The organism is Mesorhizobium sp. L103C105A0 (assembly GCF_000502215.1).
Classification (GTDB): domain Bacteria; phylum Pseudomonadota; class Alphaproteobacteria; order Rhizobiales; family Rhizobiaceae; genus Mesorhizobium.
This window is the reverse complement of the sequence record NZ_AYXF01000023.1, coordinates 1-20372: the sequence shown is the minus strand read 5'-3', so window position 1 is coordinate 20372 and position 20372 is coordinate 1. Positions and strand designations below refer to the sequence as shown.

The following is a 20372-nucleotide window of genomic DNA, read 5'->3' as shown; positions in this document are numbered from 1 at the left end:
ATTAGGTTTCGCTGACCCAGCCCATCCGATAGACCCGACCCGTCTGGGAGCCCTCGACACTCTTGACGTAGCCGAGCGCTACCTCTCTCACCGGCATCGTCCGGGTGCCGGGAAAGAAGTCGCCGTATAGGTGAACCGATTCCTGTACGAGAGTCGGACTGACCAGATTGATCCGCAACCCCCGTCCAAGCTCGATCGCCGTGCTGCGTACAAAGCCGTCCAAGGCGCCATTGACTAGGGCGGCCGAGCTTCCCTGCCGGATCGGATCTTCGTTGGTCAGACCGGAAGTCAAGGTAAATGACCCATTGTAGCTGATGCGCTTGAGACCCCTCACGACGAGATTAACCTGCCCCATCAGCTTACTGCGTAACCCGATCTCGAACTGCTCATCCGTGAATTGGTCCAAGGGGGCGTAGCGCACCGCACCTGCCGTGCAGACCAACGCGTCAAATGTACCGATCTTGTCGAATAGGTGGTGGATAGAGTCCGGTTCGGCGATGTCGACGTGGAAAGAGCCGCTTGTTCGTCCGACCGCTACAATATCGTGCCGCTTGCCAAGTTCGGCAGCCACGGCCGACCCGATAACTCCAGTCGAACCAACCAGGACAATCCGCATAGGGTCCTCTTTGATAAAGCGACGGCTAGGAGGCGACCTCAAACAGCGGGGCAAGTGCGGCGCGGAGCGCCATGTCCTGCTCCGACGAGAGTTTTGCCAGTGGCTTCCGGACGTTGCCGGTTCCGAATCCGCGCAGCTGCGCGGCTCTGAGAACAGAGGGGGTATAGGGTGCCCGCCAGATGAAAAGGAGCGAGGGCAGCATTCGCTGCCAAAGTTCCAGTGCCCGCTCGTAATCTTTGGCCGCCACGAGGTTGTACAGTTCGACAGCCTCATCAGGCATATAGTTTGCTGCGCCCCAGATAACGCCGCGCGCGCCAGCCATCAGGGCATAGAGAGTCGTCGTATCGCAGCCATTTAGCACAGTGCCTCCCGTCTGCAGGTACTCCTGATGCACGGTGAAGTCGCCGGCACTGTCCTTGATGTAATTGAAATTACTAAGACCGCTTAGTCGGTCAAAAAGCCGTGGCGAGACCGAGATGCCGGTAGCCTGCGGGATGTTGTATCCGACAATGTCCACGCCGACCGCCGCGTCGATTTCCTTGTAGAAGCTGAAGATTCCATCTTCATCGGACGGGCCTTCCAGATACGGTGGCAAAACCATCAGCGCGTCCGCGCCGACCGATTCAGCTTGCCTTGAACGCCGGATGACTTCGTCCATATTGAGAGCCGACGTCTGGCAAGTGAAATTGCAGCGGCCGGCTATGCGCTTCGCGCCGACTTCATATAGCTGGTTGCATTCGGCTTCGGTGAGGTAGGGATGCTGTCCTGTCCCCGCGCCCAGCACCAAGCCATGGACGCCGGCCGAGATGTACTTCTCGATCAGTTCCTCGAAAACCGAGTAGTCGATTGCACCGTTACCGTCGAACGGTGTCTGCATTGCAAGATTAATGCCCTTCAAGTCCGCCATTCCGTTCCTCTCATTGCTAGACTTCAGCGCCCGCTTGCTTGAAACGGAGTGCCGTGACGAACCGGACGCCCATTGATGTGACAAGTCTCGGGTATGTCCTGCTCGGAGTGGCCCGCGTCTTCAGGATTTCGATGACAGCCGAAGATTGCCCCGTGGCCAGTTCGGCGACGGCCTTGCCAAAGGCGGCCCCTCGAGCGACGCCGGTTCCATTGCAAAAGGCGGCCCCATAGACGTTCTTCGCCAACTCGCCGAAAACCATTCCGCCATTTTGCGCGAGCGTGAGCAGACCTCCCCAGCTGGCCTCAAAGCCCATTGAAGAAAGCCCAGGCCATCGACGGTCGAATGCTACCTGCTGCTGGGTTCGCGCCCTTAGCACATCTTGTTCCGTTGTCTTGAAATTCATCGCGTACGAGTAAACGTTCCTAAGGAAAAGACGGTTGTCGATCGTGCGTCGTACCGTCGTCCCAAAGCTGTCGGCCGGAATAAGCCCATAGGCTCGCTTATTGCCCACTTGGGAAAGCTCGCTCTCCGTGAGCTGTCGAGTCATGCTCGCGAAGGTGTAGAGCGGTATGGCGCGGTTGTTGAAGAAGCCAAACTTCGTCAGATAGCCTGAAGCGCAGATGATGACCTTCGAAGCCGTGATTGTCCCGACGGGCGTCTCGCAGATGTGCTTCGGCGCGCCGAACTGCACCGCCACAATAGCGGTGTTTTCATGAATGGTAACGTTCGGGGGGAGGCGTTTTACAGCGTTCTTGAGATACTTCGCAGGCTGGACTAGGATCGTGCCGGGGTGGTGCAGGGCTTTGATGTAGTGCTTGCTGCCGGTGATCGCCTGGATTTCGGGGGTCTCAACCCAGCTGTAGTTCTGCCCAAGCTTATCGAGCGCCTTCGAAAAGCGGTCCAGGTCTTCCGCACCGTGAGACGTGGCCGCGCTGTGGTACTTTCCCTGCGGGTCCCAGTCGCAATCCACCCCATGCTCTTCGACGGCGCTTCGGATGTAGGCGATCCCCTCCAGGTTAACGAACAGCTCTTCTTTGTTTCCCTTGATGTCTTCGACGAAATCGCGCTTTCGGGGGTTGTGCGCGAGATCGATGACGAAACCCATGCATCGTCCGGATGCATTGTCCCCAATGCGGCCGGCGTCGACCAGGATTACGGAGGCCTGCGGGTTGAGTTCAGCAAATCGACGGGCTGCGTGAAGCCCCATCCAGCCGCCGCCAATCACCAAGCAGTCGCATGCGACGTCACCTTGTTGCGGCACCAGAGGCAGCTCCGGTCCCGCCGTGCTGTACCAGCCGGAGACTGTTGGCTCCGGATGTGGCGGCTGGACGACAATACGCTGCCTTGTCATTGTTTGATTGAATGAGTTCACTGCCAACTCTCTAGGTGAATGCGGCCGGTAGCGTAGTCGCGCCAACGGCTGCTCTAGCGTTCTTCCTGTTCGAATAGACCATGTGCTGTCGGTCGCGTAGACGGAAAAGATCGCGCCTGATATAGACCTGCTTCATGTCAAAGCTTCGTAACCTGGTACCCTCGACGCACTCGCTTTTTGTCTTCGAAGCGGCGGCCCGAACCCTGAGTTTCAAGAGTGCAGCGAGTGAGCTTAACGTGACGCAACCGAGCGTCTCGCACTCGATCAAGACGTTCGAGAAGCATTGCGGGACCGCACTCTTTGTCCGAGATAATCGAGGAGTGCAGCTGACAGAACCTGGCAGGCAGCTCTATGACGAGGTGCGCACCAGCTTCCGCCGTCTGGAACAGCGGCTTGAGATCATCTCCGATCGCGGAACGAAGTACATCACCTTCGCAGCGTCGACATCTCTAGCGGCACATTGGCTGGCGCCCCAGCTCTATCATTTTCAGGAAGAGCATCCGGACGTCAGGATCAAGGTTGTCGCCACCGATCGGGATGTCGAGCCGGATCATGAGATCGACGTCACGGTGTGGGTGCGGCCCCGGGATTTTGAAAGGGTCAACAGCTGGTTCGTTTGCGAGGAAATCATCTTTCCCGTTTGCTCCCCCGCGTATCTTCTGGCGCACCCTGCTCCACAGACCGTCGATGAGCTGGTTCACCACCAGCTCATTCATTCTTCCGATGATTTTCGCAAGCGAATGGGCTGGCCCGAGTGGGTCGAGTTGGCAGGCGGAGATGCCGGCGAGATCACACCGAACATTGTCTTCAACGACTACCAGCTGACGCTTCAAGCAGCTCTTGCCGGTGAAGGAATAGCGTTGGGATGGTCCCTGACCGCCCAGCAGCTTCTCAACAACCGCCTTCTCGTCAAAGCATTGCCAACCCAAATCAAGACCGACAGGGCCTTCTTTCTGTTAGCCAGCGAGGATGCCAGCAAGAACAAGAGGTGCAAGGTTTTGGTTGACTGGTTTCTTGGTCAGTCTGAAGAACTCCGCCCGTGATTGAAATTAGCCCTTACCGTGGCTTATCCCTCGCAGCTTGCGCACGAGCGACCTAGATATAAACTGGGTTTAAGGCTGGCGAAACCTTTTACGAATTCTCGGAGCGCTCGCTAGTCGCTATCATCAGCGCGAAACTAAGCACGGCCCGCCTTATCAGAAGATGGTGGGATGCTGATTATTCGGCTGCAGGGGACGCAAGATGGATGCTGATACTCCCGCAATCCGGCGCCGCGGAGGACGCGCGTCGGTGGTTGCTGCCCGAGAGGCGGAAAGAAGGCCGCGCGTCTCGACCATCAAGTACGGCATCCGGCCTGTCGAGGTCGTCACTGCTGAGCAGCTTGAGCGCATTCACCAGGCTTCGCTGGCGATCCTGCACGAGATCGGAATCGAATTCAGGGACGAACCGGCACTCAGACAATGGAAAGAGGCTGGCGCCGATGTCCAGGGTCAGCGAGTGCGCCTTGAGGGCGAGATGGTTATGCATCTCATCTCCAAGGCCCCCTCCCGCTTCGAGATGACATNGTCAGCGAGTGCGCCTTGAGGGCGAGATGGTTATGCATCTCATCTCCAAGGCCCCCTCCCGCTTCGAGATGACATTTAGATCATGACAGGTTTGGAGCGGATCCCTCACGATTCGGTATGCAGCACTTTCGCTAAAGTTGTACAGCCATACGAAGGTGAAGAATTATAGTGTTCACCCGTCCAGATTGATCTGTGGAAATTCCGGCTTGCAGTCTGAATCAACTCCCAAGGCTCCAACCGGAAGCCTGGGTCGGTGCCCCATCGAGGATGGGGTGCCGACCTCCTTTGAAATTAAGCACGAGGTGACCCGCCATGACCGACGACGAGATCATCCTTTCCGAACTCTCCGACGACGAGTTGGTGCAGCAGATGCATGACGATCTCTATGACGGACTGAAAGAGGAGATCGAAACAGGCACCAACATCCTTCTCGATCGCGGCTGGCAGCCCTACGCCGTGCTCACGCAGGCGCTGGTTGAAGGCATGCGCATCGTCGGAGAGGATTTCCGCGACGGCATCCTGTTCGTGCCTGAAGTGCTTCTGTCCGCCAACGCAATGAAGGCCGGCATGTTCATCTTGCGACCGCTGCTTATCGCCACCGGCGCGCCGAAGCAAGGCAAGATGGTCATCGGCACCGTCAAGGGCGACATCCACGACATCGGCAAGAACCTCGTCGGCATGATGATGGAGGGCGCCGGCTTCGACGTCATCGATCTAGGGATCAACAATGCCGTCGAGAAATATATGGCAGCGATTGAGGAGCATAAGCCGGACATCGTCGGGATGTCGGCGCTGCTCACCACCACCATGCCCTACATGAAGGTGGTCATCGACACCATGAAGGAAAAGGGCATTCGAGACGACTATGTCGTGCTGGTCGGCGGCGCGCCTCTTAATGAAGAATTCGGCAAGGCCGTCGGCGCTGACGCCTATTGCCGTGACGCGGCGGTGGCGGTCGAAACCGCCAAGGACTTCATGAAGCGCAAGCACAACGTGCGCGGTTGATGGCCGCGGCGCCCATCCTGTAAGACGGTGGTGCCAACGCGGCCGCTCGATGTTGATCATCATCAACGAGGATCTATGACCTTATGAATGCGCCATTTTCAGCGGGAGGCCGTTCGCGGATCGTGGGATGGAATCCCAGCCGGAAGGTGATCGACACTCAAGACGTGTACCGACTGGTTATCCTTGCACTTCCCGGATTTTCGCTACTCAGCCTTTCATCCTTCGTGGATCCACTTCGCCTCGCGAATTCCATCTCCGGCCGATCCTTCTTCGAGTGGACGATTGCAAGCTTGGATGGCCAGCCGGTTGAATGCGCCAGCGGGTTCATCCTGTCGGTCGACAGCGATTTTGCCAGCACTGGAGGATGCGTTCAGGCCGGCAAAGGGCCAAGCATGGTCATTGTCTGCGCCGGGGAATGGGTCCAAAAGCAGACGTCGACGTCCCTCAGCAAGATTCTTCGGCTTTGCAAGCGGCAGGGGGTTCCAATCGCGGCGTTGGGCACCGCGACATGGCTGCTGGCGGAAAGTGGGTTGCTCGACGATAGCGCATGCACAATCCATTGGGACCAAAGGGCCGCTCTCTCTGAAAAATTTGACCGCCTCCAGGTGACCGACCGACTGTTCGTTCGTGATACTCACCTCGTCACTTGCGCAGGAGAGTTCGCCTCCTTTGACCTCGTGATGGAGCTAATCAGCGAACGACTTGGCAGAGACACCGCATTGGCTGTCTGCCGACATACGACTGCCGGACATTGGCGCCCTGCTTCGGATAGACAACGGACCATCAATGCTGGTGAAACCGGCATCTGCAAGACGATGGAAGAAGTCATTCGGATCATGGAGGAGCACATTGAGGACCCGCTGCCCCTACGCGACATTGCAAAATGCGTCGGTCGTTCGCAGCGTCAGATCGAGCGGCTCTTCGCACGATCCGTGTCGTCATCGCCAATGCGCTACTACCTGCATTTGAGACTTAGCCGCGCTAAGCGTCTCATTGGGCAAACAGAGTTGCCGATTGTTGAGATCGCGATCGCCTGCGGTTTCGCATCCGCCTCGCATTTTTCGAAATGCTTCCGCGAAGCGTTCGGCGCCAATCCCAGTGCCTGTCGATGCTAACCTTCGCTCGGCGACTACGAGCATCATAGCGCGAATCTCGGAGGAATTGATCTTATGTCGGTCGATATTTTTTCCGCCTTTAGCAGCTAGCGAATCCGGTCTTAGATCCCTTCCAAGCCTAAACTACCTGGGAACGCTTCGCATGTCCTCGTTTTCGATCGTGAACAACAAAATTGATCCTACGCGAGGGGCGACAGCGCTGAAGCCGGATGGGAGCATCGATGACAACGATCGAGTGGAAATCGGACCGACCGATGTCGCCTTCGCAGAGTGGGCAGCGCTAGGCCTCACCACACCGAACCTTGAGCGGATGCGCAAGACCCGGCTTAACCGGATTGTTCAGCAACTCCGCCAAAGGGACTATGCTGGCGTACTGTGCTTCGATCCGCTGAACATACGATACGCTTCAGATTCCTCGAACATGCATATCTGGATCATGCACAATCCGTCCCGAGCTGTGTTCGTTTCAGCCGATGGATATGTCGTTCTCTGGGACTTCCATCGTTGCAGCCACTTGTCGACATATCTGCCGCTCATCAACGAAATCCGGGATGGCGGCGCTGGCTTCTACTATTTCGTCGCCGGGGACGAAGAGGAAGCAGTCGCCAAGGACTTTGCCGGACAAATCGACGAACTTCTGCGCCGCTTTGGCTGCAACAACCGACGTCTCGCCGTCGACAAGATCGAGATCCCCGGCCTGCGTGCGCTGGATGCCCTCGGCATTGAAGTCTACAACGGTATGCAGCTTATGGAGCATGCTAGGGCGATCAAGGGGATTGACGAAATCAATGCGATGCGCTGCTCACTCGCGACCTGTGAGATTGCCGTTGCCAAAATGCGAGAACGTTTGCAGCCCGGCATAGCTGAGACGGAATTATGGTCAGTGCTCCATGCCGAAAACATCGCACGCGGCGGCGAGTGGATCGAAACACGCATTTTGACTTCCGGCCCGCGCACGAATCCCTGGATGCAAGAAGCTGGACCGCGCCGGGTAATGTCAGGAGACCTCGTCGCCTTCGACACCGATATGGTTGGACCTTACGGCATGTGTGCGGATTTCTCCCGCACCTGGCACTGCGGTGACAGCCGGCCCACCGACGAACAGCGAAGGCTGCACGCCATCGCGCACGAGCACGTGGCTGCAAACATGACCATGCTAAAGCCGGGCGTCTCGTTCACCGAACTCACGCAGCGCAGCCACAGGCTTCCGGCGGAGTTCGTCGAGCAGCGATATGGCGTCATGATGCATGGCATCGGACTGTGCGACGAATATCCAGCAATCCTATATCCGGAGGACTTTATCCGTGGCGCATTCGACTACGTCCTCGAGCCGGGAATGACCCTGTGCGTGGAGGCCTACATTGGCGCAGTTGGTGGGCGCGAAGGCGTGAAGCTGGAAGAGCAGGTGCTGATCATCGAAAACGGCTTTGAAAACCTCACAAAATGCCCGTTCGACGCGGCTTTGATGGTGTAACAACGGACACTGATTATCCGGTCTTTCCGGCGTCGTTGTCGTACAATCGAGCGCGCCCATCAGAAGTCGATCTCGCCGATGCGGTTTCAGCTTGACGATCCCAATGATCGATCTGTCGATGGCACGCTCGCAGGCGATTGGAACCATATGCGACGCGAAAAAGCTGCAGTGGCGACGAAGGAAACAAAGGATGTAAGGATGTGGGCATGTCCGCACGCAGCCGCACTCAAGCTCTCGCCCGCATCGTAGCTCTCCGCCACGGTCATCTAGTCCTTCTCCAACGCAGGCCAGTCCGCCGCTGACCAGTGCCGGTGAACATGTCGAACCGGCTGAACATCACTTGGCTAGAGTTTAAGCTGATAAAGCACCGTGTGTCGAAGCCGGAAAAGCGTCGAAGATCGTAAACCCCCGGATAGCTGCTCCAATGCTGGCGGCTGCCGGTGTAAGGGCGTCGAAGCCTCGGACACTTCGACTTCCTTGCTGAGCACCCTTGGTTTACTCAGCCATCGACGACATGGATTAGACCAGCATGCGTGGGATAGCGCGTTCCCAACTCTTGGCGAAAATTTCAATATCGTGTTCCAAGGCCTTGATCTGCCCCACACACACAAAGTCATCCTTGGTCAGGCTCACGCGCAAAGAACTTTCGACCCGGACGTTCCAATCCTCGCGTTTCATGGTTGTGATGTACTGCGTGTCGGCTATTGCCCTGGTCGGATCGTGGTCAAGTATTTCTGTCGACTCCGATGTTGTCCACCACATTTCTGTGCCGGTGGCATCAAGCCTGCATCGATCCCCGGACCGTCCGTTCGCTGATCGGTCGGTGCGTCCCTGTCGAGATCTCTCCAGTGCCAATCGGGCGCCGTTAGTCCGACGGTCTGCAAAGGGCTTAGAACACGGGCCGTTTCGGCGCCGGGTCCGTGTCCAATCCGTCTCGGTTGAGAAAATATTTGCACGGACTGATGCGAGGCGACGGCCAAGCATCCTCAGCGACCCACCGTCCGTTCGTGTGTGCCCCGCATCGGGGCCTCGACCTGCATCCACATGCGGTAGATTGGTTCGTCCATGATACCCGTATCGATGTCCTTGAGCCAGTAATCCCACCAACGCAGCGCTTCCGTGAGCCAATCTACCGCAGGTCCAGGATCGCCCTCGTTGGGATATTGGTGTCCCCACGGGCCGACAAGCCCTTTGCGCGGACATTTGAGGTTGGCGAGCATGCGTGCAACGGTGCTACAATAAGGATCACTCCAGCCTCCCACGGCATACACGGGACATTCGATGCTGGCATAGTCTTCACTAATCGACCCGTGCTTCCAAAATGCGTCTCGGTGCTGGTGTGCCAGCCAATTCATGGGATAGAAGTCAAATTGGAGAGACGCTCGACCCACATGTCGCGCCAGCGGTCACCAACGATCGAGGGATCGGGCGGAAGCCCGCAATAAGCCGCCCAGCGGACACCCCATTCAAAAATCATAGCATCGTTAATTACGCCACCGGTGTAATGCGCGTCGTCGGTATAGCGGTCGTCGGTCGAGCAAACCGTTATGATCGCCTTGAGTTCAGGTGGACGTCGAGCAGCCAACTGTAGGGCGCTAACACCGCCCCAGGAACGTCTAAACATTCCGACCCTGCCGGTACACCAGGGCTGCCTGGCAAGCCACGCGATGATCTCGGCACCGTCATCCTGCTTGTTTAACATACTCGTCCTGCGGCAATCCCTCGGAATCCCCCGATCCCCGAATATCCGGCCGTACACAAGTATATCCATAGGAAGCTAAGTAGGGGTGCATGCTTTCATCAAATAGCCGGTAAGAATCACGCTTTCGGTAAGGGATATACTCTATCAGCGCTGGCACCGGACTCTCCTCGGCATCCTCCGGCCGCCACATGCGCGCCGCAATCTTGGTGCCATCGGACATTGGAATCCAGATGTTCTCGATTTCGCGCACCCTACGTGGACCTGTTCGTCCCCCGGCCTGTGGGGTTTGGGGGCTAAACGTCGTAGTGCTCAAAAATGCCCTTGCATTGTTGCTGCTAAGAAGCGGCGCGTTCACATATTGAGAAACCATGCCCATTACAGAGCCACCATCGTTCTTCTTTGTAATGCCCATTCAAACTACGTCCTTCCATTCAACAATACAGGCGATCGCGAAGTCGAATGGTTAATCGCGCTGCTTCAAGTTGACCTCGCAGCTGTCCATCGGGGTGTGCGGCTTCTCTACTGGGATGTGCTCCAGCGGGAAATGGCATCTGAAGCTGTGCTCCAGGTCTTCCCGGCTTACCGAAGATTGGGGGAACACGCGGCTACAGATATCCTGCGCGTAGCGACAGCGCGTGTGGAACTCGCAGCCGGATGGTCGCCTCATCAGGCTCGGGACCTCGCCCTTAAGCTCGATTCTGTTCAGCACCGCATCCGGGTCAGGCTCGGGATTGGCCGCAAGCAGCGCCTGTGTATAGGGATGACGCGGGTGCTCAAAGATGCGCTCGGTCGAGCCAACCTCAATAAAACGGCCTAGATACATGATCGCCATGCGATCGGTCATATGCCGCACAACGTTGAGATTGTGCGTGATAATCAGGATCGCCATGCCGAGTTCGTCCTGAAGCCGCGCGAGAAGATTGAGCACCTCGCCCTGCACCGAGACGTCCAGGCCAGCCGTCGGCTCATCGGCGATGATCAAATCCGGATTAAGCGCAAGGGCACGCGCGACGCTGACGCGCCTGGCCTGACCGCCGGATAGCTGATGGGGATAGCGGCCAACAAAATCCGCCGGCAAGCCCACCGTGCGCAGCAGGCGCGTCGCTTCGGCTCCGGCATCGCGATCCTTTAGCCCGTGGATGCGGAAAGGCTCCGTCAGGAGCGATCGCACCGTCAGCCTGGGCGAGAGTGAACCGATCGGATCTTGGAACGTCATCGCCATGCGCCGCAGGCAGGGTTTGCGTTCGGCTGCACTGAGTTCCGTGAGTTCTTGGCCATCGAAGCTGATGCTGCCGCTCACGGCCCGCTGCAAGCCGATTATCGTGCGCGCGATGGTGGATTTGCCCGAGCCGCTTTCGCCGACAAAGGCCAGCGTCTCGCCTTTGTGAATTTCAAAGGAGACACCGCATACTGCGTCGATGCAAGGGGCTTTGGTCCCGGTTGCGAGCGCTTTCAGCGGCCCCATGGTGCGGAAGCGGACGCATAGATCCTGAACGCGGAGAAGTGCACTCATGCCGAAGCCAACCGCTCTTCATCAAGCAGATGGCATCGCGCGGTCTGCTCCAAACCGATGGGATACTCGATTGGTGTCTCTTGGACACAGCGATCGAACGCCTGTGGGCATCGCTCGCTAAAAATGCATCCTTGCTTGAAGCCGAGGGGATTGGGCATCTCGCCGGAAATGGTCGGCAAAGTGCGAGTGGTTTTTCTGATCCGCCCAGGATCGCACTCGAGCAGTGCGCGGGTGTAGGGGTGAGCAGGATTGTGGAAGAGGTCGCGTACGGCACCCTGCTCCACCATTTCGCCCGCATACATGACGACGACCCGGTCGCACAGTTCAGCCACAGCACCGAGATGATGGGAGACGAAAAGTACGGAACAACCAATCTCTCTTTGCAGATCTTTGAGGAGATGGATAATCTGCACTTCCAGCGTTGCATCGAGTGCGGTGGTCGGCTCGTCGGCGATCAAGAGCACCGGTCTTACAAGCAGCGCCATGGCGATGCAGATCCGCTGACGCATGCCGCCGGAAAAGTGATGCGGATAGGCTCCGATCCGGGTTTGTGGATCGGGAAATCCGACTCGGTGGAGCATGTCGATGGCACGAGCACGCTTTTCGCTTCGGCTTCTTCGCTCGTGGTGCTGGATATCGATCATCTGGTTCTCGATGGTTCGCACGGGATTGAGCGCAGTCATCGGATCCTGAAAGATCATGGAAAATCGATCGCCGAGCAGGCTACGGCGCGACTGAGCGGGCATTTTGAGCAGGTCTCGTCCTTCGAATAGGATGTTGCCACCCGTGACATCTGCATTTTCAGGAAGGAGGCCCATCACCGTATATGCAAGCGTCGACTTTCCGGATCCGCTTTCACCGACAATGCCAACCACCTGTCCGGCTGGAACGTTAAGCGAAACATTTCGCAGCGCATGAACGCGCCCCCCGGGCGTACCGAAGTCGAGATTGAGGCCACGGATTTCCAGAAGCGGAGAAGTCGAATGCGATGACTGATCGTCTCGTATCATATATCTTTCCGCAGCTTTGGATCGAATATGTCGCGCAGCGCCTCGCCTAAGAATGTGAAGCCTAGAGTTGCGAGGACAATCGGAATGCCACCGCCAACGACCAGCCAGGGCGTCTGTTGGATGTAATTATAGCCATCGTTGAGGATAGCTCCCCAATCAGGCGTCGGCGGACGTACGCCCAACCCGAGAAAGCTGAGACCCGCCTCTACGGCGATGACAGCCGGCACGTCCATGCTCACGAGAATGAGGAGCGGCCCGATGACGTTAGGCAGTACGTGCACGGCAAGGATGCGCGTCGTGCCGGCGCCCATGCTGCGCTCCGCGGCAATATATTCACTGTTGCGAAGCGCCTCTGTCTGGGTCCGCGCGACGCGCGCGTAAATAGGCATGGACGTAATTGCGATGACAAAAATAATGCTGGGCAGACTGGGTCCAAGCAGCCCGATAATGGCCAATGCAAAGATAATGCCGGGAAAGGAGCGGATCGTATCGAAAAAAAGAAGGAGCAAATTGTCCAACCACCTCGGTCCGAAGCCTGCGATCAGACCAAGCGCGAGGCCCACTGCCAGCGAACTCCCAAGGGAGGCGAAGGCGACAAGCAGCGGGACGCGGCCGCCCATCATGACGCGCGAGAATGTGTCGCGGCCCAGTTGATCGGTGCCTAGGAGAAAAACCCATGAAGGGTCTGCCAAACGCGGCCCGACCATGATGCGGGTCGGATCATGTGTAATGATGAGCGGAGCGAAGATCGCGCTCGCGCACACGAGAGCGACAAGCACGGCGCCAAGCACGCCCTGGTAGTTCTTGTGCAACTGCCGGGCAATCTTGCGAAAGGCGCCGGGGCCTAGCTCCCGCCTGGCTTCGGCGCGGATGGCTTCAAGGCTCGCCATGCTAAATTTTCTCGCGGGTTCGAGGATCGATAGAGGCCGCGATCAGATCGGAGACCGTTGTCGCGACGACCGTGAGAACGGTGGTGACGAGCACCGCCCCTATTACGATCGCGTAGTTCCGCGTATTGACCGCCTTCACGATCAAGGCGCCGATGCCGGGTCTTGCGAAAACCACCTCGATAAAAACCGCGGAAGAAAGCAACCACGCTATGCCCACGCCAATGATGGTCACCGTCGGCAGGATCGCAAGGGGTAGCGCGTAACGCGAAACGATACGCCATTCGGAAATCCCGAAGGAGCGCGCCATGCGCACATGGTTCTCACCCAGGATCTCGAGCATAGATGCCCGTACCAGTCGGGAGATATAGCCAATCCAGCCGATACCAATGGCGAAGGCCGGCAGAATGAGATGGACCAGACTGTCCGAAAAACCCTCGCCGGCTCCGATTGCTGGCAACCAATGGAGCGTGACAGCGAATATCAGAAGTGCGTAGACTGCCATGACGAAGGAAGGAATGGCGATCGTGGCGACCGCCATGACACCGACAATTTGGTCGATCACAGAGTTCCGCTTCATGGCCGAGTAACAGCCGAGTGGCACCGCAATCGCGACCGGCCACAAGATCGAGACGATGATCAAGTCGATCGTATAGGGCAGTTGCTCGAAAATGATGTCCGCAACCGGTCGCTGGCTGACTACGTCAAAACCGAGATTGCCCTTGAGCAGCCCCCAAAAAAAGGTGGCGAGCTGCACGGCGAGCGGTTTATCCAGCCCCATCTGCTGGTGAAGCTGGGCTATCATCTCTGGGGTCGCGCGGGGGCCGAGTAGAGCTGTGGCCGGATCCCCAGGCACGGCACGAATCATAAAGAACACAAGCGTCACCGCGATCACAATAATTGCGACCGCGAGGACAGTGCGTTTCAGGAGATAGATCCACACGGTGCTGGGTCCGATCGTTCACGCCTTAACCGGCTTGAAATCGATATACAACGGTGTCCCGTCCGGGCGCATTGCCGCCTGCATCTGCGTAGTGCGATACATGACGGGGTTGGTCTCATTGGTCAGGAACCTGAAAGCGCCAGACTCCTCCATGAGGTCCTGCATCTCCTGGTAGAGCTTCGCCCGCTCGTTCGGATCGCTAATGGAGAGTCCCTTGGCGTTGAGCTCGTCAAAGCGCTCGCTGCGGAAGCGTTGCCAGTTCCATACGCCTACTTGATCTTGCACGAACCAGGTCACGTAATCATACGGATCCGGCAGACCGGAGAAGGTCATGATGAAGAGCTGTAAGTCCTTCCAGCGATCGCCCTCCGATTCCATGCCGAGTGACCAGAATGTGCCGGAATCTCGAGCATTGACTTCGACCGAAATGCCGATCTGAGACAGTTGCGCTTGCACCGTCTGAGCAATAGTCGAATTAACACTACTGTTGTCGCAGTCGATGGTCAAGGTTAGATCGCTCACCCCGGCCTTTTCCAGAAACTCCTTGGCTTTTGCAAGATCGCCTTCCGGGGGGACTAGAGTATTGGCGCGATGTCCGATAACGCTTGGAGGAATAATGCCAGTCGCCGCAGCCGACTGGCCGGCATACGCAGCGTCCATAATCTGCGGCACATTAATCGCCCACTGAATCGCCTTGCGGACATTAATATCCTTCAGTTTGGGATGGTCCACATTGATGCCGATCCATGTGTACCGAGTCGAGGCCTTCTCAGCGATCTCGGTGTTTTTGAGCGAATTGCTCTTGAAACCGGCGAGCGAATCCAAACCAATAAAGGTGAAATCGACGTCGTTCGCCTGATAGGCGCGTTCGGCTGCCTTAACGTCGTCGATCGGCAAGATGCGGATTTCATCAAAGCCGGGCTTCGGGCCTGACCAGTCCGGATTGCGTGTGAGAAGCGCATATTGATTAGGTTTCCAGTCTGCAAGCACGTAGGGACCAGAGAACGCTGGCGGCTTCACACCGAAATTGCCGTCGTCCTTGGAGGCCTTCATTACCGCATCCTCGGAAATGATTTGGCCTACTGCATAAGGTAGCGGAACGAGCCAGACAGCCGCAAATGGCGCCTTGAATACGATAACGCCATTATATTCGTCCTCCAACTCGACGTGGTCGAACGAGCCCCATTGCGGCTTGATGGGTGAATTGAGCTTGATCACGCGCTCGAAGGAGAATTTGACGTCCTTGGCCGTCAACTCGCCGTGACCACCGCTAAACTTAATGCCTTTCTTCAGGCGAAAGCGAAAGTGCGTGGGGTCTATCTGTTCAATCTTTTCGGCTGCCTCCAACTCCCAGCCCCATTCGGAGCCCGGCTTATAGCGCGTGAGCTTCGAATAGATGCAGTTCATTAGGTCTACCTCCGCGGCTTGTCCGACGAAAGCGGGATCCAGCGTGATGAGGTCTCCATTTGAACGTACCTTGAGCACCTTGCCTTCGGCTGCCCAGATCACTTGCGACAACGGCATGATCCCAGCGGCTATACCCCCACCTAGCACTGCACCGGTTCTAAGACAGGCGCGACGGCTCACACTTTGCATCAAATCCTCCATGGTTGGTTCCCCTTTTGCCGAGCGACCTGCCGAAAGCGGCCTGCGACGTAATTGCGAACGCCTCACTCGCGCCTTATTTCCCCTTCGAATACACTATAGCGCTGCAGAGTTGCAGACAGATAAAACAGCGACTGGTATAAAGCTGATTCATATCAAATTCAATTTGGCCACCAAGCAAGCTCTGCCCCTAAAGCCAATCCGTCGCACATTTTCCTCAGCCCCCAATGAAAAGCTGCCGCAGGGATCCCGCATGTCGGCAAAGGCCCGCGGCATCGAGAGCGCCGTGTCGGCATCTCCCTAAAAGCAGAGGTGAAGCCGCCGATCCGATCGCTCCCCACTAGCCGGCGCTAAGCTGGCTGCTGCAGGCTTCACGAAGCTAACCGATAAGATTCAGATGCCTTGCTTGTGTCTGCCGGATGCCGTCGTCACGATTTCGAGCAGCATCGAGCCAAGATCGAAGTGGCGCTTGATTTAAGACAAGGTAGTGGGCAGAGTGGCCGGCCCGAGCGGGACCAACTGGGGTACCGGTCAATTGAGATCGCGAGCGAACTCCTTGACATCGTCCCGTTCAAAGCAAACTTTCTCGCCTTCGCGCGCGACGATATGTGTCTCGATGCGCCAGTTATCGCGCAGCGCGCGAACTGTGGCCGAGAGCGAAATGTGAACGTTCCAGTCACTGCGGATGTAGGACATTTCCCAACTGGAGGTGCCGCGCGCCGAGTTTGGATCGTCGGGATGCATGGTTAGTGTGTCACTGTGCTTGGCCGAAACGATCATCCCCGTATGTGGGTGCAGTACGGTCCCGGCATCGCTCGCGAGGCGGAAAGTTGTTTCGCCGGTGGCTTGGTTGGTGGTTACCTCGCGACAGAAAGGTTGGCCAGGCTCAATGACCTCTCGTGCCATCGGGCGCGCGCTTTCAGGGCCTGGAAAGGGCACTAGTTTGGAGTCTCCCGCATTCGCTTCGCGCACGGGCAAGATCAAACTGCTGGTGGCACAATGTATAGAGAGAGTTGCCTTCTCTGGACTAGGAAACACGATAGGCCAATGGCTGGTAGCGACGGCGAGCCTTATGCGTTGCCCTTTTTCGAAGCGCTGCCCGCAGGACCGCAGCTTCATGCGTAATGCTTCCGCCTTACCGGGGGTCATTGGTGTTAGGTCGAGGTCGTCGTGCCGATGGGTCAAGTTCAGAATCCCATAGCTGACGCGGGCAGCAGCACCATCTTCCAACACCAGCGAAAGCGTGGCCGATAGAATTGCCACCGGCTTGTCGGAGGAGAGGGTCACCTCAAACTCAGGGAAGCCGAGAAGGTCCATCGCCTCAGCGAGAGGCTCGCTTTCGAACACCAAGGCGTTTCCGACTTCCATGCGCTGATCGACTGGCTGGTCCGGTACGACGCCATAGGCGCACCAAACACCGGACGACAGCCCCGCGGTGGACGGCGAACAGATCGTGAGGACAGCGTCGCTTCTATCTCCTTCGACAAGACATCCCGGTGAGAGTGCCAGCCGCCGTTCGACAATGCCGGCGGCCGGCCAAGAGGACTCGGCGATCCAACGGCCTGGCCGCTCTTCGTAGATGGCGGCCGGTGGCAATGGATCCTGCACCCAGGCCCGCAACATCGGCTCGTCGGCGATACCGGTGTCGATGCCTTTAAGATACTGGTCCCACCAACGAAGGCATTCTTGGAGGAAGCCGATGCGCGGCCCAGGCATAGCGATATTCGGGTACTTATGAGCCCAAGGGCCGATCAGGCCCTTGCGAAGCCCTGGCAGGTTCTCGAGTATGCGGAGGATCGCGTTAGGATAGGCGTCCGCCCAGCCTCCCACGGCATAAACAGGAACCTCAATATCAGAATAGTTCTCGCAGATGGAGCCGTGCTTGTAGAAATCATCCCGGCGCTGGTGCGCGAACCAATCTTGCAGCCAGATGCCGTTGCCGTTCAGTCGCTCCTCCCACATCTCACGCCAGCGTTCGCCCACAAGCGCGGGATCCGGCGGGGTCATGGCGATCGCCCAAGCTGCCGCACCCCACATCAAATTTTCGCACATAAGCGCGCCGCCGAAATAGTGGCATTCATCTTTGTATCGATCATCGGTCGAACAGAGGGAGATTACCGCCTTAAGTGCTCGCGGACGCCTGGCGGCAACCTGCAGGCCGTTGAAGCCGCCCCAGGAGATGCCAATCATACCGACGCTTCCGGAGCACCAGGGTTGCTGTGCAAGCCATTCGATCACCGCCAAGCAGTCGTCCTGCTCCTGCTTGAGATACTCGCCCTTGCAGACGCCTTCGCTATCGCCCGAACCGCGCATGTCGACGCGCACCCCGGCATAGCCATGACCGGCGAAGTAAGGATGGGTGAGCGCGTCGCGCTCCGAGGTTCCGTCCCGCTTGCGGTAGGGAAGATATTCGAGGATCGCAGGTACCGGGTCGGCTTCTGCGTCCTCCGGCAACCAGATGCGGGCAGCAAGCTTCACGCCGTCCGGCATCGGTATCCAGACGTTCTCGATCTCGCACACATTTCGGGGGAAGTCGGTGACAACCCGGATATCATCCATGGTGCAATCCTTTGATGCGCTCGCGCCCGCGGCACGAGCTTCGACGATTGAATAGAAATGGCAGGGGAACCGGCTGGCGCCACTGCTCCGTCGCAGGGGTACTCACTCGACGGGCAACAAGTGAGGAAATCGCAGCTGGAAGGGGTTGGAACGAGCGAAGGCACCGCAGCGGCAGCGAGATGCGGTCGTATCCGATCTGCCAAGTACAGCGCCAGCTTTGAGAAAGGTGCGAGGGCCTATACTTTCCACTGCTGGGTAGTTCCCACTTTTGCTGCCCGACTTGCCGAAGGAGACGGCGACGCAGTTGCGCCGGCTCATGCTCAATCCTCCATCTTCCTCTTAGAATAGACGATGCGGCGGTGGTATCGCAGGCGGAAAAGATAGCGACTGGTATAGAACGAATTCATATCGAAGCTTCGTGGTTAGACAGTACCCTCGACAGATTCAGTCGTTTCTTCGAGCATTTTCGAGACCGCGTACAGCCCCATCGATCTCGCCTGGATGCAGGGCCAAAGGCGCCAAGCGACGGGGGCCGAAAAGCCGTTCAGACGGATCGTGCCGCAGGGGCGACTACGGCGCTTTGCTGCATCGCCTGGGCGCCATGTCTCCTGCTCTGATTTCTTCGATTGCATTAGCGGCATTTGCGCTCGCATGCATATCTGGATCATGCACAATCCCTCTCGAGCTGTGTTCGTATCGGCCGATGGATACCTGGTTCTCTGGGATTTCCATCGTTGAAGTCACCTGTTAACTTATTAGCCGCTCATCAATGAAATCCGGGATGGGAGGGCCGGCTTTTATTGTTTCGTCGCCGGCGATGAAGAGGAAGCGGGTGCCAAGGGCTTTGCCTGGCAAATAGGATCTCGGCCTGCGGGCGCTCGATGCGCTTGGCATTGAAGTGTTCAACGCATGCAACTCATGGAGCATGCCAGCGCTATCAAGGGAATTGACGAGATCAATGCGATGCGCTGCCCGGTGGGTACCTGCGAAATTGCGGTTGCCAAGATGCGCGAGCGTTTGCGGCCAAGCATAGCCAGACGGAATTAGGGTGGGTGTTGCACGCCGAAGACATTGGGCGCGGTGGCGAGTGGATCGAAACGCTTCCGGTCCGCGCACAACCCCTGGATGCAAGAAGCTGGCCCGCGCCGCATTACGCCGGGGGACCTGGTGGCCTTCGACGCCGATATGGTCGGGCCTTACGGCTTGTGTGCCGATTTCTCCCGCGCCCGGTACTCTGGCGACGGCGGTCGCCCCAGCTAAGGTTGCACGCAATTGCTTATGAGCACGTGATGACGAACATGGCCACGCTAAGGCCTGGCGTGTCTTTCACCAACTCACAGAACTCAGTCACAAGCTCCCTGCAGAATTCGTCGAGCAGCGGTAAGGGGTCATGGTGCACGTTATCGGGCTTTGCGACGAATATCCGGCCATCCTTTGTCCGGAAGACCTCATCACGGGACTATGTGCTCGAACCGAGGTTGAAGCTGTGCGTGGAGGCGCACGGCGGGGGCCGCGGCGTGTGAGCATGAGGCTGGAGCCCCGACTTGCCGAACCGCCAAGCTGTCCCAACTGGCGTCCGCGCGGATCAGTGAAGCGCGTTCATGACGCGCAGCCAGAACTTGGCGCCCTCGGTCTGCTCGATCCAGATGCCGAGAATCTCCTTCGTGCCGTCCGGCAGGATGCCGAGGGCGATGTAGACGGCCGTGTTCCCGACGAAGCCCTCGTCCCTGATCTTGACCCGTATGGCATCGAAGAAGACGAGCGGATATACCGCGTCCAGCGGCCGGTCCTGCCACTCGGCCACTTCCTCCAGGACCGCATCGGTAACCGCCGAGATCAGGTCCGGCGACACGTTGATGCCGTAGAGCTCCTCCAGATGGCCGCGGATCTCGCACACTGTCATGCCGCGCGCGTACATGGAGATGATCTTGTCATCGAAAACGGGAAAACGGCGCTTTATTTGGCGATCAGCTTCGGATCGAAGGTCCCGGCCCGGTCGCGCCGGATCGACAGCGTCATCTTCGACGTGCCCGTCAGCACCGACTTCCCCAAATGGCCGTGCGGCGATTGACGCTGCCGTCGGTGCGTTCGTCCTCAAG

18 protein-coding genes and 1 pseudogene are annotated in these 20372 nt (G+C 57.9%); 4 read left to right on the top strand and 15 right to left on the bottom strand.

Annotated elements, in window-relative coordinates; translation table 11 throughout:
- Position 1: 1 nt before the first annotated feature.
- The 3 genes from X727_RS136125 to X727_RS136135 are packed head-to-tail and all read right to left on the bottom strand — an operon-like array spanning position 2 to position 2895.
- Positions 2 to 616, bottom strand: a complete 615-nt coding sequence (locus X727_RS136125; protein ID WP_023835412.1) for a short chain dehydrogenase — start codon at positions 614 to 616, stop codon at positions 2 to 4.
- A 25-nt stretch (positions 617 to 641) separates the two neighbouring features.
- The gene (locus X727_RS136130; RefSeq protein WP_023835411.1) at positions 642 to 1523 is read right to left on the bottom strand and encodes a dihydrodipicolinate synthase family protein; all 882 of its coding nucleotides are present in this window, start codon (positions 1521 to 1523) and stop codon (positions 642 to 644) included.
- A 16-nt stretch (positions 1524 to 1539) separates the two neighbouring features.
- Entirely contained in the window at positions 1540 to 2895 is a 1356-nt protein-coding gene (locus X727_RS136135) for an FAD-binding oxidoreductase (protein WP_245274239.1), read from the bottom strand.
- Positions 2896 to 3029: 134 nt separating this feature from the next.
- On the opposite strand from X727_RS136135, the gene X727_RS136140 reads away from it, so the two are divergent.
- Positions 3030 to 3938, top strand: coding sequence for a LysR substrate-binding domain-containing protein (locus X727_RS136140; RefSeq protein ID WP_023835409.1), 909 nt, complete (start codon positions 3030 to 3032; stop codon positions 3936 to 3938).
- 175 nt (positions 3939 to 4113) lie between these two features.
- Here the strand turns inward: X727_RS136140 and X727_RS1000000169315 are convergent, their stop codons facing one another.
- Positions 4114 to 4422, bottom strand: a complete 309-nt coding sequence (locus X727_RS1000000169315; RefSeq protein WP_245274238.1) for a hypothetical protein — start codon at positions 4420 to 4422, stop codon at positions 4114 to 4116.
- A gap of 350 nt (positions 4423 to 4772) precedes the next feature.
- Here X727_RS1000000169315 and X727_RS136150 point away from each other — a divergent pair, with 350 nt between their 5' ends.
- From X727_RS136150 to dddP, 3 genes are all read left to right on the top strand, one after another.
- The gene (locus X727_RS136150; protein ID WP_023835407.1) at positions 4773 to 5465 is read left to right on the top strand and encodes a B12-binding domain-containing protein; all 693 of its coding nucleotides are present in this window, start codon (positions 4773 to 4775) and stop codon (positions 5463 to 5465) included.
- Positions 5466 to 5548: 83 nt separating this feature from the next.
- Complete coding sequence (locus X727_RS136155) at positions 5549 to 6580, top strand: GlxA family transcriptional regulator (protein ID WP_081726261.1); 1032 nt, start codon at positions 5549 to 5551, stop codon at positions 6578 to 6580.
- A 142-nt stretch (positions 6581 to 6722) separates the two neighbouring features.
- Positions 6723 to 8054 (top strand): dimethylsulfonioproprionate lyase DddP, encoded by a 1332-nt coding sequence (gene dddP, locus X727_RS136160; RefSeq protein ID WP_023835405.1) that lies wholly within the window; start codon positions 6723 to 6725, stop codon positions 8052 to 8054.
- Between the two features lie 519 nt (positions 8055 to 8573).
- Here the strand turns inward: dddP and X727_RS1000000169310 are convergent.
- The 11 genes and pseudogenes from X727_RS1000000169310 to X727_RS01000000165265 all read right to left on the bottom strand — a co-directional run.
- Positions 8574 to 8816, bottom strand: coding sequence for a hypothetical protein (locus tag X727_RS1000000169310; RefSeq protein WP_023835404.1), 243 nt, complete (start codon positions 8814 to 8816; stop codon positions 8574 to 8576).
- Between the two features lie 224 nt (positions 8817 to 9040).
- Positions 9041 to 9409 carry a CocE/NonD family hydrolase gene (locus X727_RS1000000169700; protein ID WP_280806454.1) on the bottom strand — a complete coding sequence of 123 codons (369 nt, stop codon included), beginning with the start codon at positions 9407 to 9409 and terminating at the stop codon, positions 9041 to 9043.
- Positions 9406 to 9756, bottom strand: a complete 351-nt coding sequence (locus X727_RS1000000169695) for a CocE/NonD family hydrolase (protein ID WP_280806453.1) — start codon at positions 9754 to 9756, stop codon at positions 9406 to 9408. The genes X727_RS1000000169700 and X727_RS1000000169695 overlap by 4 nt, the downstream gene beginning before the upstream one ends.
- Entirely contained in the window at positions 9737 to 10168 is a 432-nt protein-coding gene (locus X727_RS1000000169690) for a CocE/NonD family hydrolase (RefSeq protein ID WP_280806452.1), read from the bottom strand. The genes X727_RS1000000169695 and X727_RS1000000169690 overlap by 20 nt, the downstream gene beginning before the upstream one ends.
- 51 nt (positions 10169 to 10219) lie before the next feature.
- Positions 10220 to 11269 (bottom strand): ABC transporter ATP-binding protein, encoded by a 1050-nt coding sequence (locus X727_RS136165; protein ID WP_050591336.1) that lies wholly within the window; start codon positions 11267 to 11269, stop codon positions 10220 to 10222.
- Positions 11266 to 12279 (bottom strand): ABC transporter ATP-binding protein, encoded by a 1014-nt coding sequence (locus X727_RS0134950; protein WP_031204829.1) that lies wholly within the window; start codon positions 12277 to 12279, stop codon positions 11266 to 11268. Before X727_RS0134950 ends, X727_RS136165 begins: the two co-directional genes overlap by 4 nt.
- A complete protein-coding gene (locus X727_RS136170; protein ID WP_023835398.1) occupies positions 12276 to 13169 on the bottom strand; it encodes an ABC transporter permease in 894 nt (297 codons plus the stop codon). The genes X727_RS0134950 and X727_RS136170 overlap by 4 nt, the downstream gene beginning before the upstream one ends.
- A 1-nt stretch (position 13170) precedes the next feature.
- A complete protein-coding gene (locus tag X727_RS136175; RefSeq protein WP_031204827.1) occupies positions 13171 to 14109 on the bottom strand; it encodes an ABC transporter permease in 939 nt (312 codons plus the stop codon).
- Positions 14110 to 14127: 18 nt separating this feature from the next.
- Positions 14128 to 15717 (bottom strand): ABC transporter substrate-binding protein, encoded by a 1590-nt coding sequence (locus X727_RS136180; RefSeq protein WP_023835396.1) that lies wholly within the window; start codon positions 15715 to 15717, stop codon positions 14128 to 14130.
- 528 nt (positions 15718 to 16245) lie between these two features.
- On the bottom strand, positions 16246 to 18273 hold the full coding sequence (locus X727_RS136185; RefSeq protein WP_023835395.1) for a CocE/NonD family hydrolase: 2028 nt from the start codon (positions 18271 to 18273) through the stop codon (positions 16246 to 16248).
- A gap of 1597 nt (positions 18274 to 19870) precedes the next feature.
- Positions 19871 to 20372: pseudogene (locus X727_RS01000000165265) on the bottom strand (transposase); the annotation flags it as partial.